The sequence below is a fragment of the Pseudomonas sp. GW821-FHT03A09 genome, from assembly GCF_059421065.1.
Genome location: NZ_JBWKUX010000005.1, coordinates 260,985 through 287,316, shown reverse-complemented (window position 1 = coordinate 287,316; position 26,332 = coordinate 260,985). Strand labels below are relative to the sequence as shown.

The window sequence follows — 26,332 nt, the reverse complement described above, 5'->3', positions numbered from 1 at the left end:
GGTCTATCGCCTGTGTACTGCCCCTTCTCCAGTGAAAGCTGGAGCCGCAGGGGTGTGCGTCAAGCCCACGGTTGTGCTGCGTTCCGACACGCTTTTTCGGACTACCTCAATGAAAACTCCGATGAATCCTGCTCCCTCTATTCCTGGTGCGCCAAAACCCTGCAACCTTAAGCGTTGGACATGCATCTTCCTGCTGCTGGTCAGCATGGGGGCGTGGTTGCTTTGGCCTGTCAGCAAGCCTGTAGCCCCCGTAGCACCACCACTGCGTGTCAGCACTGTCACGGCCGGCCCGGCGATGTTTGATCGCACTGTACAGATGAATGGAACACTGGTTGCCCGCGAGGAAATCGCGATCAGTTCCTCTGTACCGGAACAGCGCGTGACGGAGGTGAGCGTGGAGGAGGGCGACAGCGTCGAGGCTGGACAGTTACTGGCGCGACTGGAAACACAAGGGCTGGACGCGCAGGTTCGCCAGGCGCAAGCGGCATTGGCACGTGCGCGTGCGGCAGTCGGCCATCAGGAGGCTGTCACCGTAGAAGCACACGCCACTTTCAAGCGTATCGAGCCGCTGGGGGGAAGTGGGACGGTCAGTGAGCAGCAGGTCGACGAGCGTCGCGCCCAGGCGGACTCGGCAGCGGCCAGCCTGCGTGCGGCACGTGCGGAAGTTGACCAAGTACTCGCGCAACTGGCCGACGCTCGCCACCAGCGGAGCAAGGCTGATATCCGGGCACCCTTTGCGGGTGTCATCGTGGAGCGTGTGGCACGTACCGGTGCGTTGAGTGGGAGTGAACCCATGTTCCGGCTGATTAGAGAGGGGCTCATCGAATTCGACGGGGAGGTGGCGGAAACCGATCTGATCGACATCGCGCCAGGGCAAACGCTTCGCGTCCAGGTTGCCGGGATCTCTTCCCCCATGGAGGGCACGGTTCGACGGGTGGACCCCAAGGTTGATGCGCGATCCAGACTCGGCCGTGTACGCGTTGCGTTGGACTATTCGCCTTTGCTTCGCACCGGCACCTATGCCCGGGCGACGCTAGGCCTTGCGCGGCGCAAGCTCGACGTGACGCTACCGGTGCGGGCATTTTCTATCATTGATGCCAGTCGGGCTTTCGTGATGCGAGTCAATGAGCAGGGGATCGTCGCCCGGCAGGAAGTGGCAACCGGTCGGCGCAGTGTCGACTTGCTGGAGATCACCTCGGGTTTGCAAGCTGGCGAGCGTGTCGTAGCGAATGCATCTGCTTTTGTGCGCGAAGGTGATGTCGTCATCGCCTCCACCGCAGATGCCCCTCTGACGCAGGAGGCGCCATGAGCTTCCAGATTTCATCCTGGGCGATTCGGCGGCCCATCCCTACATTGGTGCTGTTCTTCCTGCTGGCTGTCGTCGGCATCAGCGCTTTCTTGCGTCTGCCCATCAACGCGAATCCACGGGTGGACTTTCCCGTCGTTACCGTCGCTGTCACCCTCCCGGGAGCGGCATCGAGCGAATTGGAAAACGCTGTCACTCGTCGTGTGGAAAACGCTATCGCCGGGCTCGCCGGTATCCGGCACATGAGTTCAACGCTGAGCGATGGCACCTCGCTGACCACGGTTGAGTTTCAACTCGGCGTTGATCCCGACCGCGCAACGAATGATGTGCGTGAAGTTGTCACCGAGGCGCGTGCAGAGTTGCCGCAGTCAGTGCTTGAACCACGCGTTTCACGGGTGGATATAGAAGGTGGTGCGATCCTTTATTACGCCGTCGATTCCGCTGAGCGCAATACCGTAGAACTGTCGTGGTTCGTGGATGACACCGTCAGCCGAGCCTTGCTTGCGACGCCCGGTGTACAACGTGTGCAACGTATGGGCGGGGTGAATCGTGAGATCCGTATTGAACTCAAGCCTGATCGGCTGACCGCACTCGGTATCAGTGCCGAGCAAGTCAACACTCAATTGGTGCAAAGCAATGTGGATGTGCCCGGTGGACGTATCGTCCTCTATGGCCGCGAACAAGCCATCCGCACCTTGGGGAGCGCCGTTAGCGTAGAAGCGCTCGCGGCTCGCCCGATTGCCCTTCCGGGTGGGCGGTGGGCCACGTTGGCCGACCTGGCGACTGTGCGCGATGCCAGTAGCGAGAGTCGGGAGCTTGCTCGCTTGAATGATCGGGAAGTCGTAGGGTTTGCCGTCTACCGCGCCAAGGGGTCCAGTGACACGGTGGTTGCGAAGGGGGTCGAGGACACCATCGCCGACCTCCAACACCGTTATGGCGATCTCAAGATCCAGCAGTTCGCCTCCACGGTGGACTACACCCGCTCCAGCTACAAAATGTCCATGATGACGTTGTTGGAAGGTGCGGGCTTGACCGTCCTCGTGGTGTTCTTCTTCCTGCGCAACTGGCGCGCCACCCTGGTCGCGTCCATTGCGCTTCCGTTGTCGATCCTGCCGACATTTGCCGCCATGTCATTGCTGGGCTACACCCTGAACAGCATCACCTTATTGGCCTTGACCCTGGTGATAGGCATTCTGGTGGACGACGCGATTGTCGAAATCGAGAACATCGAACGCCACCTGGGCATGGGCAAGCGCCCGTTCCGTGCGGCGATTGATGCCTCCGATGCGATCGGCTTCGCTGTCATTGCGATCACCGCGACCATTGTGGCCGTGTTTCTGCCGGTCAGTTTCATTGGTGGCTACATCGGGCGCTACTTCACGCAGTTCGGCGTCACGGTTTCCGTCGCCGTGCTGGCCTCTATGCTGGTCGCACGGTTGGCAACGCCGCTGCTTGCAGCCTATCTGATGCAGCCTAAGCCCGAAGTGGGTTCAGATGGGCATGGCAGCCACGGCCAACCAGGCAAGCTCATGGGGCGTTACCTGAGTGTGTTGGATTGGTCGCTTCGCCATCGCCGCAAAGCGCTGGGTATCGGGGGCGCGTTTCTCATCAGCTCGCTGCTCTTGATTCCTTTGCTTCCCACGGGGTTCCTGCCCGTCAGCGACCTCAGCCTTACGCAAGTCAACGTTGCGATGACACCGGGCACGCCACTGGCTCAGATCGACGAGAAGCTGCGAGAAGCCGGTAACCAGATCGCCCAGCGCCAGGAAGTGAGCGCCGTGTTCACGTTGTCGGGAGGCCAGGATGCTGCGGGCGCCAACGATGTCACCAAAGGTATGCTGTTGGTCCGCCTCAAGCCCCCGAGTGAGCGCGAACTGGATCAAAAAGGCTTCGAGCAATCGCTGCTGCAAGATCTTAATCAGTTCGATGACATACGTTTCACATTCCAGGGCGGAAGCGATGGACGCGACGTTTCCATTATCCTGCTGAGTGCGGACCCCGCAACACTGTCAGAGACCGCAAATGAACTTCAGCGACAAATGCGAGGTGTCGCAGGTATTGCCAACGTTCAGGTTAACGAGCCGCTTGCGCGCCCGGAATTACTGATTCAGCCGCGTGTGCACGAGGCAGCACTGGCGGGTGTCTCTGCGTCCAGTATCGGCAACGTCCTGCGTGTCACCACACTCGGTGAAGTCAATGCTGGTTCTGCGCGATTCAATCTGACGGACCGACAGATACCCATTCGGGTCGCCCTGGATGAGCGCTCACGCGGTGATCTGGATACGCTTCGAAACCTGAGCATTCCCACCGACGACGGCAACAGCGTTCCGCTGCATGCCGTCGCTACCCTCGGTTTTGCAGATGGGCCCGCCCGCATCGAGCGTTTTGACCGTCTTCGACGGGTATCGGTCGATGCGGACCTGAGTGCTGGCGCCACCCTGGGCAATGCCCTCGACAGTATTAATGCCTTACCCGTACTGCAAGCGTTGCCTGACGGCGTACGCCGTGTTGAATATGGTGACGCCGAGTACATGAACGAGATGTTCGACAAGTTTGGTGTGGCCATGGGGTTTGGCATCTTGATGGTGTATGCCGTTCTCGTGTTGCTGTTCAAGGACTTCCTTCAGCCCATCACGATCCTGGTCGCGCTGCCTCTGTCCATTGGTGGTGCCATTGCGGGCTTGCTGCTCTATGGGGCAGCACTCGACCTTCCCGCGATGATCGGCATCTTGATGTTGATGGGCATCGTCACGAAGAACTCAATTCTTCTGGTTGAGTTTGCCAATGAAAAACGCAGGGAAGGGGTTTCGCGCCGAGACGCACTTCTGCGTTCGGGAGCAGAGCGTGCGCGGCCGATCATCATGACGACCATCGCCATGGCCGCGGGCATGGTGCCCGCGGTACTCAGCAGCGGTGCCGACAGTGGTTTTCGGGCGCCCATGGCGATTGCTGTGATCGGAGGTTTGATCACGTCTACCGTCCTGAGTCTGGTTTTCGTGCCGGTGGTGTTCACCTATATGGACGATTTGCGCGGGTATCTCGCGCGCAAGTTAGGGCGATTGACCTCGGTCACCGAGCAGGATCGAAAGGAGGGGAACTCACTGGTGGGATGATGGCCGAATGGCCGTTGAGTCGAATCGCATGGCAGGTAAGCCGATCTGCCACAGCAACACAAGCACCGCCAGTACCGTAGCACCGAACCCAATCCAGGCCAGGCTTGGCAGCCCCCAACGCGTCAGTGCGGTCGCGCCCAACATCGAACCTATGACTACACCGCCGTTGAACGCGGCGATGTTCAGGCCCGAGGCAATGTCCAGCGCTTGTGGTCGGTGCCGCTGAGCCAATCCCAGGATGCGCGACTGCAGGGGCGGGATGGCGCCGTAGGTTGTCAGGCCCAGCGCCATGACTAGCAGCAGCATCGCAGGAAAACTCCGCTGGCCTAAGCCGATCATTGCCAGCACCAGCGCAATGCCGACCAACAGCCAAAGGGAAGCACGATCCATGCCCAGGCGATCGGTCATTCGTCCACCCATGACATTGCCGACTGCTGCGCCAATTCCATAGGCCAACAGCATCATGCTCGCACCTCGAATGTCGGTGTGGGTGACCTGTAGAAGCAGCGGCGTGATGAAGGTATAGAGCGCGAACGAACCACTGTAGGACAGCAACGGCAAACTGGCCCCGGCGAGCAAGCGTCGGTCGAACAGCACCGGCAACTGCCGCCAGCCCGCGCCCGTCGTTTTCAGGTCGCCCGCCCCGGACGGCATCCACCTGGCCAGCCCCAGCGCACCGATGAGTCCACACCCCGCTATCAAGGCGAAGATCCACTGCCATGGCAATACGCTGCCGAGCCAAGTGCCCGCCGGCACACCCAGGGCCATCGCAACCGTGACACCGCTGAACACCAGGGCCAGCGCCGCACCGGAACGCTTTGGCGTCACCAGTCGTGTCGCCACGCTTGAAGCCACCGCGAAGAACACCCCATGTGCCAGCCCCGACAGCAAGCGGGCCGCTAGCAGCTGTGGTAGGTGTGTCGCGAACGCGGCCAGCAGGTTGCCCACGGTGAACGCCAACATGGCGATCAGTAACAGTCTCTTGCGTGGCCAGCGGGTCGCGAATGCGGTCAACACCGGGGCGCCGATCACGACGCCGAGCGCGTAGTAGGTCACGGCCAGACCCGCCTGGGACACACTGGTATGTAGATCCGTCGCTAGCGTCGAAGCGAGACCGATACTGATGAACTCGGTAAAACCGATGGCGAAGGCGCAAAGCGTAAAAATGTAAATAACGACGGGCATCAGGAAACTCCAGGGCGCAGCTGCTCGCGGATAGCCGACGCAGAAAGGCAAGTTGATGAGCCTAATGCCAGTCAGTTAAGCGGTGGTATGTCGAACGTATCATTTGTAGTGAGCGGGCTTGCCCGCTCACTACAAGAGTCTGGTCGCGGCAGATTTTCTTAACTGATTGGTATTAAGTTGATGAGCGCCCATTCTGAGCATCCCATTTGTTTCCAGAAACGAGTAAGTTGGCCAAACACTTGTGGCGAAATGGATCAAGTCATGGCATTGCGTAATCTTGATGATCTCGCGATCTTTCTGAAGGTCGTCGAGTGCGGGAGCTTCTCATCCGCCGCTCGGGCGCTGGATTTAGCCCCGGCCACCGTCAGCAAACAGATCGCCAGGCTGGAGCAGGCGCTGGGTGCGCGAGTCTTCGAGCGCAACACGCGGCATCTGCGTATCACTGACGAGGGCCGTGCTGTCGCAGAGCGTGCGTGGCCGGCTTTGGCCCTGCTTGACGAGGCTGTCGACGTCGCCCGACAGGGCGCGCAGACGTTGACTGGCTTGTTGCGCGTGACAGCGCCGGTGCCTCTAGGGGGGCGTTATCTGGCACCCGTGATCGCGGCCTTCCGCGAGCGGCATCCCCAACTCGGCTTTCATTTGCAGCTGAGCGACCATGTGATTGATCTCTACGAGGGTGATATCGACCTGGCTGTGCGCGTTGGCCAACTCGCCGACTCCCGACTGGTCAGCCGCAAGCTGGCGGACAGCCAGCGGATCCTTGTGGCGTCGCCCACCTATTTACAGCGCGTCGGCACCCCCTTGCATCCGCGCGAGCTGTCCCGCCATCAATGCCTGTTGTTTGCTTACCCTGGCCTGCGGCAGAACCGTTGGACGCTCAAGCGCAGTATGGGTGACAGCGTTGAGTCGGTGGAGGTCGTGGGCGATCTGCGCAGCGACAATGGTGATGCCTTGCGAGCCTGGAGTGTGGCCGGGATGGGGATCTCGCTGCGCGAGACGTGGGACGTCGCCGATGAACTGCGCAGTGGCGTTCTGGTGCGCGTCCTGCCCGAGTGGGCAGAACCCGCGACACCGATTCAGGTGGTACGTGCCCAGCGTGATCCGATGCCACGCCGGATCAGTGCATTCGTGGACTTCCTGGCAGAACAATGGCGCAAAGCGCCTTGGGATGATCATCCTGGGTAGCGTTAATCCTGGAGAACTTTCTCGGTTTTCGAGTGAAATCGGGTCACACGCAGGGCAGTCACAACGGCCAAGATGGGCGCGAGCGCGAACACCCCAAACAACCAGCCCGCAGCGCTCGCCATGCCGGCGATGCCTCCGGGATCAGTGAGGCCAGCAAGGTTTGCCACCATTCCCGCGAGAGCAGCGCCGAGCGCGGTGGCGAACAACTGCACGGTCGTGATGGATGCAGCCGCAAGGTCCTGCTCGCCAGCCGGTGCGACCTGAAATACACGGGTCAGCAGATGTGGCCAAGCCAGCCCCACGCCCAAGCCGATTGCGACGAGTGCCAGGCAGATCGGCGTGACCGTCAGCCAGCCACCCGCACTTTCGGTTCGAATCAACACGGCAAGCGCGAGCATGCCAGCCAATCCAAGGATCGGGCCGGCAAGGATCGCGCGCCTGATGCCTTTGCCGCTCGCCCCAGAACTTGCGATTGACCCAAGCGTCCATCCGGCAGCCATGAGCGCTGCGAGATAGCCGGCGAAGAGTGGGGATTGATGGTGAAGAACTTGGAGGAACAGTGGCACGAATATCTCGCCACTGGTCACGGCGACTGCAAGCAGCGACATCGTTGCATACAGCGCTCCCAGTGCTGACGTGATTCTGAATGCACCGGCTGGTAGCAGCCTGTGGCGGGCGCGGCTTTCCGTCGCTATCAGCAGGGCCGTCAGGATGACGGCGGCGGCAAGGCCCGCGATGTTCCAGAAGATGATTGGCGAGACGCTGCCAGCGGAAACGGCAAGAACTGCCGACGTCAGAAACACGAGCTGTGTGAGTGGAAGCGGTGAGCGTTGCGATTTTTCAGCGCTGCGTTTGGGCAAGACGACCGCAGCCAACAGGGCGAACAGCGTTGCGATGGGGATCAGCGCCCAAAAAGCCGCTCGCCATACACCGAGTTCAGCGAAGATGCCGCCGACCGCAGGACCGATCAGCGTTGCAACTCCCCACATGCCGGAGACCAACGCCATCGCGCGCGACCACAAGGCTTCATTGAAAACCAGCCGGATCATGGCGTAGGAGAGGGCGAATAGAAAACCGCCGCCCAGCCCCTGAATAAGGCGGCCGGCCAGCATTGCGGGCATTGACGGGGCAAACGCACATATGAGGGAGCCGCTCGCAAACACCAGCGTGGCGAGGATGTATGCGCCGCGTGGCCCAGCGCCGATTAACAACCTCGCGGACAGTGCCGAGCCGAGGATGGAGGCCGCGACGAACAGCGTGGTGTTCCAGGCGTAATAGTCGATGCCGCCAATGTCCCTGACCACCGACGGTAGAATCGTGGTCGCAAGGTAGACGTTGATCGCATGGAGGACGACGCCTCCCGCCAGTGCTAGCGAGCGCACGCCATTCGAACCCGACAGCAGGGCGGTCCAGCCTGCATTTGAAGAATGGCCACCCAGAGGCGCCCTCACTTCTGGTACGGATTGCTGATCAGATGAGGCGTTATGTTTATTCATGTCGGCTCCATTTCAAGATTACACACGCGGCTGCGAGCGAGGCTTGCGAAGGCAAACCGACATCCCTTATAAAACCTCATGTAAAGATGAGGTCAAGAGGCGTTTGGAATCCATGATCGATGTGCACTTGCCACTTTCGGTAGGAGAGCTAGCCCGCCGATGCGGCGTCACTGTTGCGACAGTCCACTTTTATGAGGCCAAAGGCCTCATTCAAGGTCAAAGGAGCGCGGGCAATCAGCGTCGTTATGCCCGGGAGGTTCTTCGCCGGATTGCCGTCATCAAGGTCGCACAGCGCGCAGGTATTCCTTTGGCGACCATCAAGGCCGCGCTGGATCAGCTCCCATCCGGGCGTCCGTTAACGGCAAAAGATTGGACGCACCTCTCCACCGTTTGGAGGGATATGCTGAGTGAACGGATCCGCAGCCTTACTCAACTTCGCGATCAGCTCGATGGCTGTATCGGCTGTGGGTGTCTTTCCATGGACGAATGCCCGCTTCGCAATCCAAGAGATCGTTTGAGTCGGCTCGGGACCGGTGCCGTCTTGATCGAGGACGGCATCATGCCGACAGATTGAGTGAGTCTTCTGCGTTTTATTCACCGTCAATGTCCACGCTTGATGCCTGGCTTGACCGTGTTGTAACAAGACCACTCAGCCCACGAAAGCTGGGTGGTCTTGGGTTTTCAAAACGTGAGGGCCAACTTCTCCTTGGCTGATGCTGAGCCCAATCAAGGCGTCATAGAGATCCTGCTGCCCAGCTGGCAGAACAGGGAGCAGCGTCGCGCGGCGCTTATCGACATCGAACCAGGACTCAACCAGCCATCCCACCAGATAGAGCGCCGCAAGGCATCCGCCAGCGGTTGCAACGTTTCCCTGCCATACCAGAGGCTGGTCCACGGGCTCCAGCCCTAGCGCCAGCAGGCGCGGTCGTGCGTCTGGGTGAGTAGTCGCCCGGCCGCTGAGCAGCAGGCCAAGCCGTTCGAGAATGAAGGCTCCCGCGCAGATGGAGCCGATTCGCTGGCGTGTGGGGTCAAGTTCAAACGACGGCAGGAAATCTGGAGCGGCCAGTGCGGCGGGTATTCCCTCTCTGCCGCTGACGAACAGTACCGCGTCGGCACTGTTGGCCTCGGAAAGCGGGCCGTGCACCGGAACAGGCAGGCCGTGCGCCGAATGCACGATAGCGCTGGAACCCAGTATTCGGACGTGCCATTCCTCGGTGTTGCGGCCTAAAATATCCCACATCAGGAATAGGTCGATGTCGGTGAATTGGTCGAAAGCGACCAGAGCGATTGTCTTCAAGGCAAACTCCATGAGAAGTACTGGCGTGCAAAGCGCAACGCCTGTCTTTGCTGGTGTTTGCAGGGTATCAATCGGTTTTGCACCATACACAGTCTGTATGGCGCCATTGAACGTGAGCGAAGCAACTCGTGAGAACACTAACGCGTAACCATTGGGTCGCGGCGGGATTCGATGCCCTCGACCAAGTAGGGCATACCGAGGTTTCGGCCGAGAGTCTGGCGCGCCGATTGAATGTGACCCGCGGATCGTTCTATCACCACTTCCGCAATCGCGAAGACTTTGTCCGAACCTTGCTGGCCGCTTGGGAAGAAGAGTACACGGAGCGGATGCTTGCCCACGCAGTGCAGGGCCGTAGCGCAGGCGAAACCTTGAAGCGCTACTTGAGTATTGCTGCCGAGAAGCAACCTGGACGGGAAGTTTCCATCCGAGCCTGGGCGCTGCAGGACCCATTGGTAGCCGAGTTCCAGCAGCGTGTCGACGCAACACGACTGGCCTTCGCGATACGGGTGTGTCGTCGATGGGGCCACGGGCCAGGTGAAGCGGAAGTCATTGGCCAGGTGGCCCATTTGTGCCTGATCGGTGGGCAACAGGCAGGGCTGCGACGTGATGCAGCGCGCTTCAACCGTTTTCTGCAGCGAGCGTTCTCGCTTTTCGAAGGGGGGCTTCCACCGTGGCGACGCTAAGCATCGCCACCGCCTGACACCCAACTCTGCCGCCTTACCCCAAGGCGGCAACCTGAACCCATCCTGTCATCCCGCAAAGTTTCATCATTCCCTGCACCTTTGAGGTCTACGATCCTCATCAAGAGAGGACCTCCGTGCCTCCAGTCCATAGGGAACTGAAAACATGATCTCGAACCTCGTGAAAGTCGTGATGATTGCTGGCACGTTGCTGTTGGGCGCTTGTTCGTCGGGTTCGTCGGGCGTGAGCAGTGATCCTTGTTTTTCCGGGGGATGCCAGGCGTTTGGCGACCATAGTCCGAGCAAGGCCGCCAAGATGAATTTTGGCGGCAGTGGGCTGGGGAGTAGTTATGGAGAGTATGGTTCGGGGTTGTTGCATGATGATTGATGGGGTGGTGGGGCAGTCATTTATTGATTGACTGGCCCACCGCTATCGCGGGCAGGCCCGCTCCCACAATTGGGGTTGTGGTGGCCTGAAAAATATCAGTGGCCGCCTTTCATGCGGCGGGCGATGAGGTAGATGCCCAGGCCGACCAGTGCTGTCGCTGCACCGATGTAGCCGGTGCTGGTCCAGCCATACCCAGCGGTAATCGCCATCCCGCCAAACCAAGGCCCCAGCGCGTTCGCCAAGTTGAACGCCGCATGGTTGGACGCTGCCGCCAAGCTTGGTGCTTCATGGGCGATGTCCATCAGGCGGATCTGCAGCGGTGCAGCCAGCGCCACCATGGTGCCGACCAAACCCATGCTCAGCAGCACGCTCCACAGCGACGCCGCCGCGAAGGGGAAGAACAGCAGCACCGCCATCGACCACACTAATATCAAGCCCACCGCCCGGAACTGCATGCGATCAAACAGCTTGCCGCCCGCGATGTTACCGATGATGCCGCCCACACCAAACGCCGCCAGGCCAAACGGAATCCACTGTGGCGACACTTTGGTCACCTCCAGCATGGTTGGTGCCAGGTAGCTGAACACGCAAAACATCCCGGCAAAACCAATCGCGCCGATGGACAGTGCCATCCACACCTGGGGTTTGGTGAACGCGCGCATCTCCTTGCGTGGGTCGCTGCGTTGTTCGTCGCGGCGATGGGGCACAAATTGCCAGACCAGGGCGATGGTGCACAGGGCAATCACGCTGACCAGAGCAAACGCCGAGCGCCAGCCCAGGTGCTGGCCGAGAAAGGTGGCGATGGGGTTGCCGAGCAACATGGCCAGGGTCAGGCCCATCATCACGCGCGCCACGGCGCCGGCGCGTTTGTCGTTGGGCACCATGCTGGAGGCGACCACTGCTGCAATCCCGAAGTAGGCGCCGTGGGGCAGGCCGCTGATGAAGCGGAAGGCCACCAGCGAGCCGAAGGTCGGGGTAAAGGCGGTGGCAAGGTTTCCCAGGGCATACAGGCCCATCAACAACAGCAGCATGTGCTTGCGCAGCAACTTGGCGCCGAGGATGGCCAGCAGCGGGGCGCCAACCATTACACCCAAGGCATAGGCGCTGATGGCGTGGCCGACCTGGGGTTCACTTAGGTTCAGGTTCTGCGCGATGTCGGGCATCAAACCCATGATGGCAAATTCGCCGGTGCCGATCGCGAAAGCGCCCACGGCCATGGCAGCTTCCATTTTGGCGGCGCTGCGCGCGGGCAGCACGTGCCCGGGTGTTTGCTGGATAGTCATGGGGAACTCTAGTTAGGATGGATCGCACGAAGGAGAGTCGCCGATGCTACGCAAGCAGCGGCGAGGGTGTCTAGAACAGCCTTTTGCGCGAGAGTTCCACTCAAGCGTCCCTAGCCGTTCACGGCGCTGGGTTCTCCATCAAAAAGTCGAGCAAATGCCGGCAAAACGCTTCCGGCGCCTCTTCCATCACAAAATGCCCGCAGTCCTTAATGATCGCTCCGCGTAAATTCACCGCGCGCGCCTCCAGCGTCACCAGCGGGGCATCGTTGGTGGCGTGCTCGGCGCCGATAGCCAGTACCGGCATCTGCAATTGGCGGGTTGCCCGGCCATGGTTTTGCCGGATGGTTTCGGGAATCGCACGGTAGTAGTCAAACCCTGCGCGCAGGCCGCCCGGGGATGAGTAGGCACGAATGTAGACCTCAGAGGCAACGGCGTCGCGGTGGAAGGCCCAGCGATCAAACATGAAGTTCAAGTAGGTTTCTTCGCGCCCGGTGATCAGCGCCTCGGGCAGGTCCTGGACTTGGTTGAACAGAAAGTGCCAGAGAAAGATGTTCTGTTCCGGTGCGACGAATATGGGCGGTGGTGGTGCAAGGCCGGGGATTACGGCTTCGGTCAGGGTGAGTGTGCGCACAACCTGTGGCTGGTCACTCGCCAGCGCGTAGCCCACCCACATTCCTACATCGTGCCCGACGAGGTGATAACGCGTGATATCAAGCGCCTGCAAGGCGCGGTGCAGTACGTCGGCAATATTGCCGGTGTCGTAACCGTGTTCCGGTCGGTCCGAGTTACCGAGCCCTGGCGGATCGACGGCAATGGCCTGGTAACCCTGGGCAGCCAAGGCGGACATGACGTGCCGGAAGGCATACCAGGTTTGTGGCCAGCCCGGTATCAGCAACACCGGTTCGCCACTGCCCGCCATCACGCAGTGAAGCTTTTTGCCATCAACTCTTACGTAATGGTGGGTGAAGGTGTCGTCGGTGCTCAGAGATGTAGCCGTCGCTGCGTTCATGGGCGTGCCTCAAGCGGTTGAGTAAGGCCGAGCATGGCCTGGATCTGTTGTAGGTCGACCGGCGCGCCGGCGAAGTCGTCGAAGATGCGGTCAGTGACGCCGATAATGTGGCGGTTGATGAAGTCCACGCCTTCGCGCGCGCCGTCTTCCTGGTTTTTCAGGCAGCACTCCCACTCCAGCGTGGCCCAGCCGGGGTAATCATATTGGGCCAGTTTGGAGAAGATGCCTTTGAAGTCGACCTGGCCATCCCCAAGCGAGCGGAAGCGTCCGGCGCGGTCGGCCCAGGCGCTATAACCGCCGTAGATGCCTTGGCGGCCGGTGGGGTTGAACTCGGCATCCTTGACGTGAAACATGCGGATGAATGATTGGTAAATGTCCAGGTAGCTCAGGTAGTCCAGCTGTTGCAGGACAAAATGGCTGGGGTCGAACAGTATCCGGCAGCGTGCATGCTGGCCGACGCGCTCGTAGAAGCGCTCGAAGCTGGTGCCGTCGTGGAGGTCTTCGCTGGGGTGGACTTCGTAGCAGATGTTTACGCCGTGCTGCTCGCCCAGGTCCAGAAGCGGTCGCCAACGTCGGGCTAACTCCTCAAACGCGGCATCAATCAGCCCTTCCGGGCGTTGGGGGAAGGGGAACAAATAGGGCCAGGCGAGTGAGCCGGAAAACGTGCCCAGGTCTTCAAGCCCCAGCCGTTGCGAGGCAATGATGCTCATGTGCATGCGTTCAATCGCCCATTGCGTGCGCGCCTGGGGATTGCCCCGTAGAGGCTCCGGGATGGAGGCGTCCCACATGGCGTCGTAGGCAGGATGCACGGCGACCAGTTGGCCGAAGATGTGGCTGGTCAGTTCGCTGATCTGCAAGCCGTGGCTGGCGAGTGTGCCTTTGATGTCATCGCAGTAGCTCTGGCTGCGGGCTGCCCGTTCGACGTCGAAGAAGCGGTTGTCCCAGGCAGGAATTTGCAGCGCCTTGAATCCTTTGGCCTTGGCCCACCGAGCGACGGCATCCAGGCTATTGAAAGGTGGTTCGCTGTGGCTGAATTGTGCCAGGTGCAGGCTGGGGCCTCTAAGCGTACGCATCGAAATCATCCTATTGTTTGTCGATCAACAAAAAATAGGTCGGCAGGTTTGTCAGCGTCAACTCGATATGCGTTAAAGTGATGGAATTACACCACTAGGTAAGCGAGCAATGGCCGGACGTCCGCGCGAATTTGATAGGGAAGCCGCACTGGAGCGCGCCATGCGACTGTTCTGGGAGCAAGGTTATGAAGGCACCAGCATGTCTGCGCTGGTCGACGCTTTAGGCATCGCCTCGGCGAGGATCTATGCCGCGTTTGGCAGCAAAGAGGGGCTGTTTCGTGAAGCTGTGGCTTTGTACGAACAGGCCGAAGGCGGTTTTGCGAGCCGTGCTCTGCTTGAACCGGGCGTCAGAAGCGCCATCAAACGTATGCTTGACGATGCCATCACCACCTACACGCAGCCCGGCCGCCCTACCGGGTGCTTGGTAGTGAGTGCCGCGAGCAGCACCAGCCCGGACGGTGCGGATGTTCAACAATGGCTGCGTGAACATCGCAGGCAGCGCACTGACTCGATTATTGCGAGGCTGCAGCAAGCCAAGGTCAATCAAGAGCTTGGCGATGAGGTTGATGTGCAGGGCCTGGGCGATTTTTACGCGACGTTCCTGCACGGTATCTCTACCCAGGCGCGAGACGGCGTACCTGCGGATCGGCTCCACCAGTCAGTCGACGTGGCGCTTAGCCTGCTGCCCGTAGAACCGCCGAGTCCAGAACAGACGCCCGATCCCGTCGGAGCATGATATTCTGCGCGCCATCTTGGTCTAGTCTGTCTTGGGTACGTACATCCGTATACGTCCCAGCGATTGGCTGTCGCCCAGGTAGCTGAAGCCAATAATGATAAGAAGTCAGCGCAGAAGGGACATAAACAGTGAGGTCGATACGTCGGCCTTGTGTGCCCACCCTGCGGTTTTCTGATGAATGTGCGAACCCCGCGGTGCGTTGCCTGGCGCAGTGTGATTGAGGGTCGCTCGGGATCAGGGACAGTGGGGCGGATGGCGTTTTATCATAGGTGCTACTGATGTTTAAAAAAGTAAACACTGCCCTGCTGGGGCTGGCTTTGTCGCTGGGGATCAGCTCCGCTCACGCGGAAGAGGCAAAGAAAGTCGATGTGCTGCTGATTGGCGGCGGCATCATGAGTGCAACCCTGGGTGTCTGGCTCAACGAGCTGGAGCCGGGCTGGTCGATGGAGATGGTCGAGCGCCTTGATGGCGTGGCCGAAGAAAGCTCCAACGGCTGGAACAATGCCGGTACCGGTCACTCGGCCCTGGCTGAGCTGAACTACACCCCGGAAGACAAGAACGGCAACGTTGAGATCCCGAAAGCGGTCGAGATCAACGAAGCGTTCCAGATCTCCCGTCAGTTCTGGTCCTGGCAGGTCCAGCAGGGCGTGCTGAAGAACCCGCGTTCGTTCATCAACACCACACCGCACATGAGCTTTGTGTGGGGCGATGACAACATCAAGTTCCTCAAGAAACGCTACGAAGCCCTGAAAGCGAGCCCGCTGTTCGCCGGCATGCAGTACTCCGAAGACCCGGCGCAGATCGCCAAATGGGTTCCGCTGATGATGGAAGGGCGTGACCCGAACCAGAAAATCGCGGCCACCTGGAGCCCGCTGGGTACCGACATGAACTTCGGCGAAATCACTCGCCAGTTCGTCGCTCACCTGCAAACCACGCCGAAGTTCGACCTGAAACTGTCGAGCGAAGTGCAGGACATCACCAAGAACGCCGACGGTTCGTGGCGTGTCAGCTACAAAAACCTGAAAGACGGCACCAAGACCGAAACCGACGCCAAGTTCGTGTTCATCGGCGCCGGTGGCGGTGCACTGCACTTGCTGCAAAAGTCGGGCATTCCTGAAGCTCAGGAATACGCGGGCTTCCCAGTGGGCGGTTCGTTCCTCGTGACCGATAACCCTGCCGTGGCCGAGCAGCACCTGGCCAAGGCCTACGGTAAAGCTTCGGTTGGCGCGCCACCGATGTCGGTTCCGCACTTGGACACCCGCGTGCTGGATGGCAAGCGCGTGATCCTGTTTGGCCCATTCGCGACTTTCTCGACCAAGTTCCTGAAAGAAGGCTCGTACCTGGACCTGCTGACCAGCACCACCACCCACAACATCTGGCCAATGACCAAAGTCGGTATTCGTGAATACCCACTGGTCGAGTACCTTGCCGGTCAACTGATGCTGTCGGATGACGATCGCTTCAAGGCGCTGCAAGAGTACTTCCCGAACGCCAAGAAAGAAGACTGGCGCCTGTGGCAAGCCGGTCAGCGCGTGCAGATCATCAAGCGTGACGAAGAGCAGGGCGGCGTCCTGAAACTCGGCACCGAAGTGGTCAGCTCCGCCGACAACAGCATTGCAGGCCTGTTGGGTGCATCGCCAGGCGCATCCACTGCGGCTCCGATCATGCTGTCGGTGCTGCAGAAAGTGTTCAAGGACAAGGTGGCGACCCCTGAGTGGCAGGCCAAGCTGCACCAGATCGTACCGAGCTACGGCACCAAGCTGAACGACAGCCCTGAAGCCGTTGCCAAGGAATGGGCCTACACCGCCAACATCCTGCAACTGCCTACCCCGCCTGTGATTCCACAAGCGGCTGCTCCACAGGCTACCGAGGCTGCCAAGCCTGCGACCGAGCCGAGCAAGCCTGCATCTGACCTGGCGCTGTAAGCCGAGTCCTGATGTAAAGAAGCCCGCTGAACCGGTGACGGTCAGCGGGCTTTTTAGTGGGCGTTGTTCAGAGCGTGAAGCCGTTTTTCAGTTGCTCATGCAGATGAAGCGCCAGGTGGTTTGCGCTATCGGATAACAAGTAAATGTGGTGGCGCGGCAGTTCCGGTAGCTGCATGCCCGGAATATCTCTAGTCAATCCGGCAGTGATCCGGCTTTCCTCGATCATACCGACGGCCAACCCGCAGCTGACTGCCGTTTCTACGGCGGTTGAGCTGGCACTTTCCAACAAGATTCGATAGTAGATGCCGTTTTCCTTCAGCACCCGCATCGCTGAGGCTCGATAAGGGCAACCCGTTAGTTGCACCGCAATCGGCAACGGCGTCTGCTCCGGCGTTTCGAATTGTTCGGACACTACCCACACCGGTTGTATAGAGCCTAACTGTTCCCCTTGCTCCAAAGGTTGGGCGCTCACGATGAGTGCCAAGTCGATCTGTTCGCGACTGAACATCGTGAACAGTTCACCACTGGATCTGGCTTCCACCTCCAGTTCCAGCAGTGGGTTATCCGCGATGAGTTGTGGGAGAAATTCACGCATAAATGCGGGCGCATAGGAGTCGGGCAGGCCCAGTCGGATCCTTCCCTGCATACGTTGTGGCGTCAATGACGCCAGGAGCCGGTCATGGCTCTTGAGAAAGTCGGTGGTTTCGCCGAGCAATTTTTTGCCATACATCGTCAGCTCTACGCCCTGATTGCTTCGGCTGAACAGGCGTTGGCCCACCAAACTCTCCAGTTTCTGGATCTGCGTAGTGACGGTCGATGCGCTGCGGTGAACATGGTTGGCCGCTTCGTTGAAGCGTCGAAAACGTGCGACGGCATGGAAGGTGCGCAATAGGTCGATGTTGAGCTGTTTGGTCATGGTTCCACTTTTGGGGATTAGTGGTGCAGATTATTCAAATATACAAAATCATGCGCGCTGCCTAGGCTTCGGTCAAACAGGTGAGCGCGTGCGATGGGCACCTGACAATAAGAAAAGGGAGCGGATATGGATATCAACGAATTGGTGGTGTCGTCACTTAGAAACAACCATGGGCTGGAAGGACAAATCTGGACGATTGAAAACGCCGAAAAATACACGGCTGTGTGTTCCGGGTTCGCCGATCAAGACCAGCAGCTCAGTGAGGAAATTCTCAAGCTGATGACCTTGCTGAACCTGGAGGGTATGCATCGAGTTGACCTCTGTGCCGCGCCTTGCGGCAAAGGCGGGTTGAGTGAGCTGCTGCGTTGCGTGGCGGACGATCTGGTTGATCTGGTGGGGGAGGGGCAGTTGCATTATGTCGAGTTGGGACCTGAGCCGATCAAAACGTCTGCGCTCATTCACTACTTGCTTGAACACGGCACAGAGCCTCTTCATTACACTGCGGTTGATGTCAACCAAGCATCACGCGGTGTGATGCGCCAAGTCGTCGAGCCGTTGTTGGCAACTCCCCAGGGGTTTCGTTATCTCGCCACTGACTTTCGCACGTTGTGTCGTAGCCATATCGAGCACGGACAGGACGTGACATTGATCACCATGCTGGGCTTTCAGGAAGGAAACGAACTGCCCGACACCATCGGTCAGATCATCCGTCAGATAGGCGGTGAAAGGACCTATGTCTTATCCGAAATGCAGTTGTCCCTTCCGGGAAACGATGAGCATATTTATCGGTTTTACCGGCACGACTGCATGCATCGTTTTTCTGACCTGATAGGAATAAAGCTCGGTTTTGAGAAGACCGGCAACCACCGGGTCATCGTTTTAGACATTGAGCATGGCGGGGATCGTTACCGCGTTGCCGCGACGCTGCTGCCCGTCAGCAGTGGTTCGGATCAAGGGCATTTGTTGACCAATGTCTGCTTGAAATACACCCGTGAGCAATTTACTCGAGTACGTCAGGACTACGGCGGCTGTCGGGTCATTGGCGAGTATTGCAGTGGTGACGGCAGCGTTCTGTATCAGTTGTCGGAGTATTGCGCGGGTCACGGTGTCGTCAACTGAATGAGGGATCACGATGAGAAGACAAGGTGAATTACCGGTATTCGCACAGGGGATAGGTCGCTTGAAGTCAGCCTTGCAGGCGTCACTGTCCCCAGCATCGCGGTGCAAGCATCCAGGCGCTTTGCTCGATACGTTGCAGCATTGGAGTGACAGTTATCTGCGCGTTGGTGGGCCACGTTTTGCCAGCTACCACAGCCTCGCTGATCTGGGTTACAGCACATCGCCGCTGGAGATTTCCACACCAGAGCAATTGACGGCCCTGGCACCGGTGTCCGGGCTGTTCAACGAACAAGGCATCGCACAGTTGCGACGCGCCTGTTACCAATTGGAGGCAGGGTCCAGCGAGAGTGACTGGATTATCTCGAATCGCACACGCTCTGCGACTCAGTTTTCGACAGTTATCCGAGAGATGATGAGCAGCCGCGCGTTCTTACTGGCGGTGTCTCGCATTGCGGGGGTTCCACTGGTGCCCCATCCGTTTCTGCGGGCTCGATCACAGGTCAACTATTTCTACCCACCCCAAAAGCGTGAAGACAAGGCTCAAATCGGTATGTGGCATACCGATGGCACCAGTTTTGTCCTGAATATTCTCTTGTCAGAGCCCAGTGAGTACGACGGCGGTGAGTTTGTGTATTTCGCGGGTCCCGTAGAGCAGTTCGAAGAAGGTGACGAAATGGATCGGCGCGTGCGCAGTTGCTCTGTCGAGTCCATTGGCGACGCCGTCTACATTTACGGCAGCCGAGTGTTCCATGGGGTACGCCCGCTTACACGCGGGCGTCGCATGTCGCTGGTGCTGTCGTTTCATTGCCCCTATACCCAGGAAGATGCAAACAGGTTCTGGCACCTGGCATCTGACGATGGTGTGCTAAGGACTATCAAGCCTTGGTTCCAACTCCTGCGCGACCTGCGCCGACCCGCCAGTGATCACTATCAACGGTTGGGGATAGAGCCCATTACGTTTGCGGACCTTGCGCCTTTGACGGTGCCACGGTGACATTCGCTCGAAAGGCTCCGGCCGGTGGTTATCTCAAGTTGCTGCTGCTCCAGGTGGTGTTTGTCATGTCCTGGAGTTCCGGCTTCATCGGAGCCAAGTTGGGCGCGCAGAGTGCTGGCGCTTTCAACCTGCTGTTCTGGCGTTTTCTTTTGGTTTGTGTGTGCTTGGGTATGTTTCTGAATATCCGACTGCTGAGCGTCTCTTGGAAGCAAATCCGTCATCACGCCGTGATTGGGTTTCTGTCGCAGTTTCTCTACTTAAGCTGCGTTTATGTTGCCATCCAGAACGGTCTGCCGCCGGGTATTGCAGCGATTATCGCGGCATTGCAGCCTTTGATGACGGCGGCAATGTCCACAGGTCATGCCTCTGAGCGCAGTGGTAGTTGGCAATGGCTTGGATTGATGATTGGGTTCGCCGGAGTCTCTGTTGTTATTTTGGGTCAGTACGGCAGCAGTGGAGGAGGTATTGGCCTGGTAATGTATTTGCTGCCACTGGTATCTGCATTGGGGCTGACACTGGCGACCCTGTACGAGCGCCGAGCCGTGCACCGCCAGGACGCGGGCCTTGTATTGCCACTGTTTATCCAGTCACTGCTGACTCTGGTGGGCTTTAGTGCTGCGGTCTTGTACACCGATACCCTGAGCATACCCCGCGACCCTGATGTGTTGATTTCAATTGTCTGGCTGACGGTGTTCTCCACTTTCATCGCTTATCTGAGCCTGTGGATGTTGCTTCGGGTAATGACCGCTACCCATGTGGCGGTGCTGGTTTATCTGGAGCCTCCGGTCACTTTGGTGTGGGCGGCACTGATGTTTGGCGACGCGATCCAAGCGTCAACCTACATCGGCGTTGCCGTCGTGGTTGCAGGGCTGATTCTGGTACGACTGAAACAGCCGACCGTCGCGTGTGCTTCCTAAGTGCAGGTTCAGCAAATCGACAGACATCACCTGTTAAAAAGACCCCATAGCCAAGCAGGAGCGAGGCTGCAAGAAAGGGGGCATTTTCAGCGTGTTTGTTGGGCGTTTACGCCCGAGGGTTTTGTATGTTGCTACGTTATGCGGCATTGGCGGCAGTGGTCGTCGCGGCGTCTGGGTGTGTGCAAGAGCGTGTGGTGCATGAGCGCGGGCCGGTGAAACGTGAGTATGTCGAAGTCGTCGCTCCGCAACCGCCGCCGGTTCAAGTGATCGAAGTCGAGCCGGCTGCACGTTACGGCTATGTGTGGTCGCGCGGTTACTGGCGTTGGCAAGGCGGGCGGTACGTGGCGGTACATGGCCATTGGGAGCCGGTGCGCGAAGGCTACCGCTATGTGCATCCGCATTGGGTGCAGCGTAATGATGGGTACCACTGGCAGGGCGGTGGCTGGGTTCGCTGAGCCCTGGCTAGATCGGCTTCTGGGTGCCTAGAAGCCGAACCTCTCGCAGCAACGCAGCACCGAGCTGGTCGGTGCTCAACTCCCTATAGCCCACGGCCTTGATCTCGCCGTTCTCTTCGGCCTGGATGATGATCACTGGCGTTTCTTTGCCGGTGGCTTCGTCGATGTGCAAGGCGTATTGCGGAATATCCAGCTTGATCGGCGTACCCGCCGCCTTGCCTTTCACATTGATCAAAAACGCCGCGCAGCCGGTGTCGACATCCGCACTCGTGGCGGAGCGCCCACTGACGAAGCAGGTTTTTGGCAGGTCGGGCCAGGTGATGGCGTCGGCAATGGCCAATGCGGGGGCCATGCTCAAGAGGGTAAGAAGCAGCTTGCGCACGTGATGTTTCTCTTGATCAGGTTTGAACGCGGTTTTACCAAAGCCTGAGTGCCACCGCAACGCGGTAGCTCAGTTCAGCCGTTTCATCCCCGTTGCCTTGGCGGCATTCAGGTCAAAAGTGGCGGTGTATTCACACCCAGCCGAATGGCCGCAACGCTCTATCAGGCAGTCGGCAAAGTCGGCTTTGCTTGTAGTGAATTTTCGAAGTGCCTGCCAGACGATTTCGGCCTGCTCAATGGTCAATTCGCGGGTGCGCAACAGTGTTTCCAAAACAGTCACCAATTCACCTTTGGCGCATTGATAGCAGCTTTGTAAAACCCACACCAACTCCACCACTGAGACCAGGCTGACAAAGCCCGGTGAAAGCGTAGTGAGCGATTCGATCAGTTCAGATGCCTTGCGGGATTGGACGGGATCATCCTGGGTGACATAGCGCACCAACACATTGGTATCCAGGCCGATCATCCAGCTTTTGCTCCTTGGGCCGCGATGGCGTGGTTCATTGCCTCGATTGAGACAGCCTTGGCTGGCTTGCGGATCAGTCCCTTGAGGTCATGCACGGTTTTACTGGCTGCAATGATGGAAAACTTGCCGTCTTCCATCTCGACAAACTCTACGCGGTCTCCCGTTTCCAGGCCCAAGGCTGTTCTGACCTGGACCGGAATGGTGATTTGCCCTTTTGACGTCAGTGTGGCGGTTGCCATATTGAAAATCTCCATCGTGATGTTCCTTACCTTAGGGTAAGGAATTATGGAGGACAAGATCCGTTGGTCCATAGGCTGCTCTTCTGGTGTGAGTTGATCGGAACAAGTGAAACGATAGCTCGGTTCGTTCCGTCGACACTTCCAAAACGTCTGCAAAGAGATACAGCATATGACTGACATTCCTCCCAGCATGCAGCTCATCGTCGAACGTGCCAGCTACGAGGTGAAAAACCGCTTGTTTCCAAGAGGGCATTGCGCCTGGACCACGATCGGGGTGTCCGAACTGGCACACCCCGGCCTATTGGTGGAAATCAAATGTGTGGCGGTACTGCGCTAGTTCACTGCACCACTCGATAACACGGCACATACGCCGCGCCACCCGGCAATTTCATGCGGTGCTGGGCCACGAAGGCCTTCAGCAACTCATCCAGCGGTTTCATGATGGCTGGGTCGCCATGGATCTCGTAGGGGCCGTTTTGTTCGATCAGGCGAATGCCCTTGTCCTTGACGTTGCCGGCCACGATGCCTGAAAACGCGCGGCGCAGGTTGGCGGCGAGTTCATGGGGCGGCAGCGCGTGGCTCAGTTGCAGGCTGGCCATGTTTTCGTGGGTGGGGTCAAACGGGCGCTGGAAGCCTTCGTCGATTTTCAGCAGCCAGTTGAAGTGGAACGCGTCGTTGCGCTCGCGGCGGAACTGCTTCACCGCCTTGAGGCCGACCGTCATCTGCCGTGCCACCTCGGCCGGGTCGTCGATGATGATCTGGTAGTGCTTCTGCGCGGCTTCGCCCAGGGTGGCGCCGACGAACGCGTGCAATTGTTCCAGGTACGGCGCGGCGTGTTTTGGCCCGGTGAGGATGACCGGGAACGGCAAGTCTCGGTTGTCCGGGTGCATCAGGATGCCCAGCAGGTACAGGAACTCTTCGGCCGTGCCGGCGCCGCCCGGGAAGATGATGATGCCGTGGCCGACGCGCACAAAGGCTTCCAGGCGTTTTTCGATGTCCGGCAGGATCACCAGCTCGTTGACGATGGGGTTTGGCGCTTCGGCGGCGATGATGCCGGGTTCGGTCAGGCCCAGGTAGCGACCATTGATGATGCGTTGCTTGGCGTGGGAAATAGTCGCGCCTTTCATCGGGCCTTTCATCACGCCGGGGCCGCAGCCGGTGCACACGTCAAGGCTGCGCAGGCCCAGTTCGTGCCCGACTTTCTTGGTGTATTTGTATTCTTCGGTGTTGATGGAGTGGCCGCCCCAGCACACGACGATCTTGGGTTCGACCCCGGCGCGCAACGTGCGGGCATTGCGCAGCAGGTGGAACACGTAGTCGGTGATGCCTTGGGAGTTACTCAGGTCGATGCGCTGGCTATCCAGCTCGTTCTCGGTGTAGACGATGTCGCGCAGGGCGCTGAACAGCATTTCACGGGTGCTGGCGATCATTTCGCCATCGACGAACGCGTCGGCGGGAGCATTCAGCAGTTCCAGGCGTACACCACGGTCTTGCTGGTGGATACGCACTTCAAAGTCTTTGTAGGCGTCGAGGATGGTCTTGGCGTTGTCGATATGCGCACCGGTGTTGAGGATTGCCAGGGCGCATTGGCGGAACAGCGTGTAGATGCTGCCGGAACCGGCTTCACTCAGTTGTTGTACTTCACGTTGAGACAGGGTTTCGAGGCTGCCCTTGGGGCTGACGGAGGCATTGATGACTTGACGTTGGGGCATTCTGAGTCCTTGAAAGCACAGCCATCGCCGCCCATGGGAATGGCGATGACTTGAGAATGATGAGCGCCGAACTCGGTCGCACTAGACAGTTATTCTGGCCGCCTCACAGGCAGGGCGCAAACACCGTCCGGCACCATCATGCCGCAGAACTTACTGAATCAGCTTCCAGTTTTTGTAGAAAACCCGACGCAGGGTGAAGACCAGGCCGGCAAAGCCCGAGATCACAGCGTTGAGCACGAACGGCAGCGGGGTTGGCCGCACGATATCGATGAACAGGCAGTAACGTTTTGCATCGTTCTTGTTGAAGGATGCGTGCATCAAGGTGTCATCGAAAATAAACAGTGGGTCGTCGTGCCAGTAGTGCTTGTGCTTGCCCACCTGGATGTAGACGCCTTCGTGGTGCGGTGCCGGTGCCATGTTGTAGAGCACGCGGAACATCATGCGCAGGGGGCCGAAGTGGAAGGACGTCGAACGGTTCTCGTTGAACACCGAAACGCCAATGGTCTTCACAAATGGCAGTTTCTTGCGCAGTTGCGGGATGTCCAGCGTGGTTTCGATCGGTCGGCCATACCATTGGAAAAACAGCATGCCGCGCTTTTTCTCGGCCATGCGCTCATCCAGGTAACTGATGATTTCATCTTTGTTGGCCATGGCGTCATCGATCACCTGTTGCAGGTCTTCGCGCCAGGCGGGCGGCAGATCGCGCATGGTGTAGACATGGCGGTTGCGGCTGCTGAACAGGTCGAACAGGGTATTGAACGGGGCCAATATCCACGTATTGCGACCATTTCCGATGAAATACTTCTTGATGGTGTCGCGGTCGTACAGGCCGTTGCGCAGGAAATCGTACAGGCCGCAGAACACCACCAGCAGCAGAAACACCAGGCTGGTGCGCGGGAAGCAGTAGATAAACAGCAGAACGCCGAGCACCCAGGCAACTGATACCAGCTTTTTGCGAACAGCACTTTTACTCATGAAACATGGCTCCGAACCGGAAACAAAGCGAAACAATCTGGCCATGATAGGGCTTTATGGCGGCGGCGGGCGGTTTAAATATTGCGAATTTGTGAAGCCCCGGCACAATTTTTAACGCGGGCCGTGGCCGCCCGGGTGTTTTGTGGATTGAATTTTGAGAACAGAAGATTTGCGTCTATCGTGACGCTTCGGTTTTTCGGACGTCATAGACCGGTACGATTGAAGTTGAATGGCCACTATTGGTCTTCGGCACCTTGGAAGAGGCAGAATTTTTATGATCATCAAACCGCGGGTTCGTGGCTTTATCTGTGTGACCGCTCACCCTGTTGGCTGTGAAGCGAACGTCAAGGAACAGATCGATTACGTAACCCAGCATGGCGCCATCGAAGGCGGCCCAAAAAAGGTGCTGGTCCTCGGCGCTTCCACCGGTTACGGCCTGGCCGCGCGCATCAGTGCTGCGTTTGGCTGCGGCGCCGATACCCTGGGCGTGTTTTTTGAGAAAGAAGGCGAAGAAGGCAAGCTGAGCTCCGCCGGCTGGTACAACAGCGCCGCGTTCGAGAAGTTTGCCGTCGAAAAAGGCCTGTACGCCAAGAGCATCAACGGCGACGCATTCTCCGACGAGATCAAGCGCCTGACCATCGAAACCATCAAGAAAGACCTGGGCAAGATCGACCTGGTGGTCTACAGCCTGGCCGCGCCACGCCGTACCGACCCGCAAGGCGTGGTGCACAACTCCACTCTCAAGCCGATCGGCAAGGCCGTGACCCTGCGCGGTATCAACACTGATAAAGGCGTTGTGGTCGACACCACTCTTGAGCCGGCTACCCAGGAAGAAATCGACGGTACCGTCAAAGTGATGGGCGGCGAAGACTGGCAGCTGTGGATCGACGCACTGCGTGACGCCGACGTGCTGGCCGAAGGTGCCAAGACCACCGCGTTCACCTACCTCGGCGAGAAGCTGACCCAGGATATCTACTGGAACGGCTCCATCGGCGAAGCCAAGAAAGACCTGGACAAGAAAGTCCTGACCCTGCGCGACAACCTCGCCGCGCTGAAGGGCGACGCCCGTGTATCGGTACTCAAGGCCGTGGTCACCCAGGCCAGCTCGGCGATCCCGATCATGCCGCTGTACCTGTCATTGCTGTTCAAGGTGATGAAAGAGCAGGGCACCCACGAAGGTTGTATCGAGCAGGTCTACGGCCTGTTCAAGGACAGTCTGTACGGTAAAGAGCCCAAGCTGGACGCGGACGGCCGCTTGCGCGCCGACCTGGCCGAGCTGGAACCGAAAGTCCAGGACGCCGTGGCTGCACTGTGGAACCAGGTGACCGACGACAATGTCAACGAGATCAGCGATTTTACCGGTTACAAGGCTGAGTTCCTGCGCTTGTTCGGCTTTGAAATCGACGGCGTGGATTATGATGCCGACGTGAACCCGACCGTGAAAATCAACGGTCTGATCTCGGCATAAGGCATGGGCAACAG

Annotated in this window: 25 protein-coding genes and 1 pseudogene; 14 read left to right on the top strand and 12 right to left on the bottom strand. The window is 58.9% G+C overall.

The genetic code is table 11. The features are described 5' to 3' along the window. Positions 1-109 precede the first annotated feature (109 nt). Positions 110-1,309: an efflux RND transporter periplasmic adaptor subunit gene (locus AC07V4_RS11650; RefSeq protein WP_492636204.1), complete on the top strand. Its 1,200-nt coding sequence runs from the start codon at positions 110-112 to the stop codon at positions 1,307-1,309. Next, positions 1,306-4,419 (top strand): efflux RND transporter permease subunit, encoded by a 3,114-nt coding sequence (locus AC07V4_RS11645; protein ID WP_492636205.1) that lies wholly within the window; start codon positions 1,306-1,308, stop codon positions 4,417-4,419. Before AC07V4_RS11650 ends, AC07V4_RS11645 begins: the two co-directional genes overlap by 4 nt. Here the strand turns inward: AC07V4_RS11645 and AC07V4_RS11640 are convergent. Next, a complete protein-coding gene (locus tag AC07V4_RS11640; RefSeq protein WP_492636206.1) occupies positions 4,405-5,604 on the bottom strand; it encodes an MFS transporter in 1,200 nt (399 codons plus the stop codon). The two genes, AC07V4_RS11645 and AC07V4_RS11640, sit on opposite strands and share 15 nt — an antisense overlap. Before the next feature lie 261 nt (positions 5,605-5,865). Here AC07V4_RS11640 and AC07V4_RS11635 point away from each other — a divergent pair, with 261 nt between their 5' ends. Next, positions 5,866-6,789, top strand: a complete 924-nt coding sequence (locus tag AC07V4_RS11635; RefSeq protein ID WP_492636207.1) for a LysR family transcriptional regulator — start codon at positions 5,866-5,868, stop codon at positions 6,787-6,789. Positions 6,790-6,791: 2 nt separating this feature from the next. Here the strand turns inward: AC07V4_RS11635 and AC07V4_RS11630 are convergent, their stop codons facing one another. After that, positions 6,792-8,285, bottom strand: a complete 1,494-nt coding sequence (locus tag AC07V4_RS11630; protein WP_492636208.1) for an MFS transporter — start codon at positions 8,283-8,285, stop codon at positions 6,792-6,794. Between the two features lie 112 nt (positions 8,286-8,397). Between AC07V4_RS11630 and soxR the strand changes: the two genes are divergently transcribed. Further along, a complete protein-coding gene (gene soxR / locus AC07V4_RS11625) occupies positions 8,398-8,859 on the top strand; it encodes a redox-sensitive transcriptional activator SoxR (protein WP_492636209.1) in 462 nt (153 codons plus the stop codon). A gap of 75 nt (positions 8,860-8,934) precedes the next feature. Here the strand turns inward: soxR and AC07V4_RS11620 are convergent, their stop codons facing one another. Next, positions 8,935-9,582, bottom strand: coding sequence for a DJ-1/PfpI family protein (locus AC07V4_RS11620; RefSeq protein WP_492636210.1), 648 nt, complete (start codon positions 9,580-9,582; stop codon positions 8,935-8,937). Positions 9,583-9,710: 128 nt separating this feature from the next. Between AC07V4_RS11620 and AC07V4_RS11615 the strand changes: the two genes are divergently transcribed. Then, complete coding sequence (locus AC07V4_RS11615; protein ID WP_492636211.1) at positions 9,711-10,265, top strand: TetR/AcrR family transcriptional regulator; 555 nt, start codon at positions 9,711-9,713, stop codon at positions 10,263-10,265. Between the two features lie 163 nt (positions 10,266-10,428). Next, on the top strand, positions 10,429-10,650 hold the full coding sequence (locus tag AC07V4_RS11610) for a hypothetical protein (protein ID WP_069075489.1): 222 nt from the start codon (positions 10,429-10,431) through the stop codon (positions 10,648-10,650). A 95-nt stretch (positions 10,651-10,745) separates the two neighbouring features. On the opposite strand, the gene AC07V4_RS11605 is transcribed toward AC07V4_RS11610, so the two are convergent. The 3 genes from AC07V4_RS11605 to AC07V4_RS11595 all read right to left on the bottom strand — a co-directional run bounded on the left by AC07V4_RS11605 (position 10,746) and on the right by AC07V4_RS11595 (position 14,015). Continuing rightward, positions 10,746-11,933, bottom strand: a complete 1,188-nt coding sequence (locus AC07V4_RS11605; RefSeq protein WP_492636212.1) for an MFS transporter — start codon at positions 11,931-11,933, stop codon at positions 10,746-10,748. Between the two features lie 118 nt (positions 11,934-12,051). Beyond that, on the bottom strand, positions 12,052-12,942 hold the full coding sequence (locus AC07V4_RS11600) for an alpha/beta fold hydrolase (RefSeq protein WP_492636213.1): 891 nt from the start codon (positions 12,940-12,942) through the stop codon (positions 12,052-12,054). Next, positions 12,939-14,015, bottom strand: coding sequence for a sugar phosphate isomerase/epimerase family protein (locus AC07V4_RS11595; protein WP_492636214.1), 1,077 nt, complete (start codon positions 14,013-14,015; stop codon positions 12,939-12,941). Before AC07V4_RS11595 ends, AC07V4_RS11600 begins: the two co-directional genes overlap by 4 nt. Before the next feature lie 160 nt (positions 14,016-14,175). Here AC07V4_RS11595 and AC07V4_RS11590 point away from each other — a divergent pair, with 160 nt between their 5' ends. Continuing rightward, complete coding sequence (locus AC07V4_RS11590; protein WP_492636215.1) at positions 14,176-14,751, top strand: TetR/AcrR family transcriptional regulator; 576 nt, start codon at positions 14,176-14,178, stop codon at positions 14,749-14,751. A 278-nt stretch (positions 14,752-15,029) separates the two neighbouring features. Continuing rightward, the gene (mqo, locus tag AC07V4_RS11585) at positions 15,030-16,676 is read left to right on the top strand and encodes a malate dehydrogenase (quinone) (protein ID WP_492636216.1); all 1,647 of its coding nucleotides are present in this window, start codon (positions 15,030-15,032) and stop codon (positions 16,674-16,676) included. A 67-nt stretch (positions 16,677-16,743) separates the two neighbouring features. Here mqo and AC07V4_RS11580 read toward each other — a convergent pair whose 3' ends face one another. After that, entirely contained in the window at positions 16,744-17,592 is an 849-nt protein-coding gene (locus tag AC07V4_RS11580) for a LysR substrate-binding domain-containing protein (RefSeq protein WP_492636217.1), read from the bottom strand. 126 nt (positions 17,593-17,718) lie between these two features. Between AC07V4_RS11580 and AC07V4_RS11575 the strand changes: the two genes are divergently transcribed. The 4 genes from AC07V4_RS11575 (at position 17,719) to AC07V4_RS11560 (ending at position 21,077) form a co-directional block, all read left to right on the top strand. Next, on the top strand, positions 17,719-18,711 hold the full coding sequence (locus AC07V4_RS11575) for a hypothetical protein (RefSeq protein WP_492636218.1): 993 nt from the start codon (positions 17,719-17,721) through the stop codon (positions 18,709-18,711). 121 nt (positions 18,712-18,832) lie between these two features. After that, positions 18,833-19,705, top strand: coding sequence for a 2OG-Fe(II) oxygenase (locus AC07V4_RS11570; protein ID WP_493074964.1), 873 nt, complete (start codon positions 18,833-18,835; stop codon positions 19,703-19,705). After that, positions 19,702-20,622 carry a DMT family transporter gene (locus tag AC07V4_RS11565; RefSeq protein ID WP_492636220.1) on the top strand — a complete coding sequence of 307 codons (921 nt, stop codon included), beginning with the start codon at positions 19,702-19,704 and terminating at the stop codon, positions 20,620-20,622. The genes AC07V4_RS11570 and AC07V4_RS11565 overlap by 4 nt, the downstream gene beginning before the upstream one ends. Before the next feature lie 125 nt (positions 20,623-20,747). Further along, positions 20,748-21,077, top strand: a complete 330-nt coding sequence (locus AC07V4_RS11560) for a YXWGXW repeat-containing protein (protein WP_492636221.1) — start codon at positions 20,748-20,750, stop codon at positions 21,075-21,077. 7 nt (positions 21,078-21,084) lie between these two features. Here the strand turns inward: AC07V4_RS11560 and AC07V4_RS11555 are convergent, their stop codons facing one another. The 3 genes from AC07V4_RS11555 to AC07V4_RS11545 form a co-directional block, all read right to left on the bottom strand. After that, on the bottom strand, positions 21,085-21,459 hold the full coding sequence (locus AC07V4_RS11555) for a hypothetical protein (RefSeq protein WP_492636222.1): 375 nt from the start codon (positions 21,457-21,459) through the stop codon (positions 21,085-21,087). A gap of 69 nt (positions 21,460-21,528) precedes the next feature. After that, positions 21,529-21,924, bottom strand: coding sequence for a type II toxin-antitoxin system VapC family toxin (locus AC07V4_RS11550; RefSeq protein ID WP_492636223.1), 396 nt, complete (start codon positions 21,922-21,924; stop codon positions 21,529-21,531). After that, the gene (locus AC07V4_RS11545) at positions 21,921-22,178 is read right to left on the bottom strand and encodes an AbrB/MazE/SpoVT family DNA-binding domain-containing protein (protein WP_431752121.1); all 258 of its coding nucleotides are present in this window, start codon (positions 22,176-22,178) and stop codon (positions 21,921-21,923) included. The genes AC07V4_RS11550 and AC07V4_RS11545 overlap by 4 nt, the downstream gene beginning before the upstream one ends. A gap of 205 nt (positions 22,179-22,383) precedes the next feature. Between AC07V4_RS11545 and AC07V4_RS11540 the strand changes: the two are divergent. After that, positions 22,384-22,500: pseudogene (locus AC07V4_RS11540) on the top strand (RidA family protein); the annotation flags it as partial. 1 nt (position 22,501) lies between these two features. Here the strand turns inward: AC07V4_RS11540 and ppnN are convergent. Further along, on the bottom strand, positions 22,502-23,875 hold the full coding sequence (ppnN, locus tag AC07V4_RS11535) for a nucleotide 5'-monophosphate nucleosidase PpnN (RefSeq protein WP_492636224.1): 1,374 nt from the start codon (positions 23,873-23,875) through the stop codon (positions 22,502-22,504). Positions 23,876-24,025: 150 nt separating this feature from the next. Continuing rightward, entirely contained in the window at positions 24,026-24,850 is an 825-nt protein-coding gene (locus tag AC07V4_RS11530) for an aspartyl/asparaginyl beta-hydroxylase domain-containing protein (RefSeq protein ID WP_431752119.1), read from the bottom strand. A 274-nt stretch (positions 24,851-25,124) separates the two neighbouring features. On the opposite strand from AC07V4_RS11530, the gene fabV reads away from it, so the two are divergent. Then, positions 25,125-26,318, top strand: a complete 1,194-nt coding sequence (fabV, locus tag AC07V4_RS11525) for an enoyl-ACP reductase FabV (protein ID WP_492636225.1) — start codon at positions 25,125-25,127, stop codon at positions 26,316-26,318. Positions 26,319-26,332: the final 14 nt, after the last annotated feature.

Coding starts and splice junctions, on each gene's coding strand:
- mqo (WP_492636216.1), top strand. CDS start 15,030: ATGTTTAAAAAAGTAAACACTGCCCTGCTGGGGCTGGCTTTGTCGCTG.
- AC07V4_RS11545 (WP_431752121.1), bottom strand. CDS start 22,178: ATGGAGATTTTCAATATGGCAACCGCCACACTGACGTCAAAAGGGCAA.
- AC07V4_RS11650 (WP_492636204.1), top strand. CDS start 110: ATGAAAACTCCGATGAATCCTGCTCCCTCTATTCCTGGTGCGCCAAAA.
- AC07V4_RS11610 (WP_069075489.1), top strand. CDS start 10,429: ATGATCTCGAACCTCGTGAAAGTCGTGATGATTGCTGGCACGTTGCTG.
- AC07V4_RS11575 (WP_492636218.1), top strand. CDS start 17,719: ATGGATATCAACGAATTGGTGGTGTCGTCACTTAGAAACAACCATGGG.
- AC07V4_RS11600 (WP_492636213.1), bottom strand. CDS start 12,942: ATGAACGCAGCGACGGCTACATCTCTGAGCACCGACGACACCTTCACC.
- AC07V4_RS11550 (WP_492636223.1), bottom strand. CDS start 21,924: ATGATCGGCCTGGATACCAATGTGTTGGTGCGCTATGTCACCCAGGAT.
- AC07V4_RS11640 (WP_492636206.1), bottom strand. CDS start 5,604: ATGCCCGTCGTTATTTACATTTTTACGCTTTGCGCCTTCGCCATCGGT.
- AC07V4_RS11630 (WP_492636208.1), bottom strand. CDS start 8,285: ATGAATAAACATAACGCCTCATCTGATCAGCAATCCGTACCAGAAGTG.
- soxR (WP_492636209.1), top strand. CDS start 8,398: ATGATCGATGTGCACTTGCCACTTTCGGTAGGAGAGCTAGCCCGCCGA.
- AC07V4_RS11645 (WP_492636205.1), top strand. CDS start 1,306: ATGAGCTTCCAGATTTCATCCTGGGCGATTCGGCGGCCCATCCCTACA.
- AC07V4_RS11590 (WP_492636215.1), top strand. CDS start 14,176: ATGCGACTGTTCTGGGAGCAAGGTTATGAAGGCACCAGCATGTCTGCG.
- AC07V4_RS11580 (WP_492636217.1), bottom strand. CDS start 17,592: ATGACCAAACAGCTCAACATCGACCTATTGCGCACCTTCCATGCCGTC.
- AC07V4_RS11595 (WP_492636214.1), bottom strand. CDS start 14,015: ATGCGTACGCTTAGAGGCCCCAGCCTGCACCTGGCACAATTCAGCCAC.
- AC07V4_RS11530 (WP_431752119.1), bottom strand. CDS start 24,850: ATGAGTAAAAGTGCTGTTCGCAAAAAGCTGGTATCAGTTGCCTGGGTG.
- fabV (WP_492636225.1), top strand. CDS start 25,125: ATGATCATCAAACCGCGGGTTCGTGGCTTTATCTGTGTGACCGCTCAC.
- ppnN (WP_492636224.1), bottom strand. CDS start 23,875: ATGCCCCAACGTCAAGTCATCAATGCCTCCGTCAGCCCCAAGGGCAGC.
- AC07V4_RS11605 (WP_492636212.1), bottom strand. CDS start 11,933: ATGACTATCCAGCAAACACCCGGGCACGTGCTGCCCGCGCGCAGCGCC.
- AC07V4_RS11560 (WP_492636221.1), top strand. CDS start 20,748: ATGTTGCTACGTTATGCGGCATTGGCGGCAGTGGTCGTCGCGGCGTCT.
- AC07V4_RS11635 (WP_492636207.1), top strand. CDS start 5,866: ATGGCATTGCGTAATCTTGATGATCTCGCGATCTTTCTGAAGGTCGTC.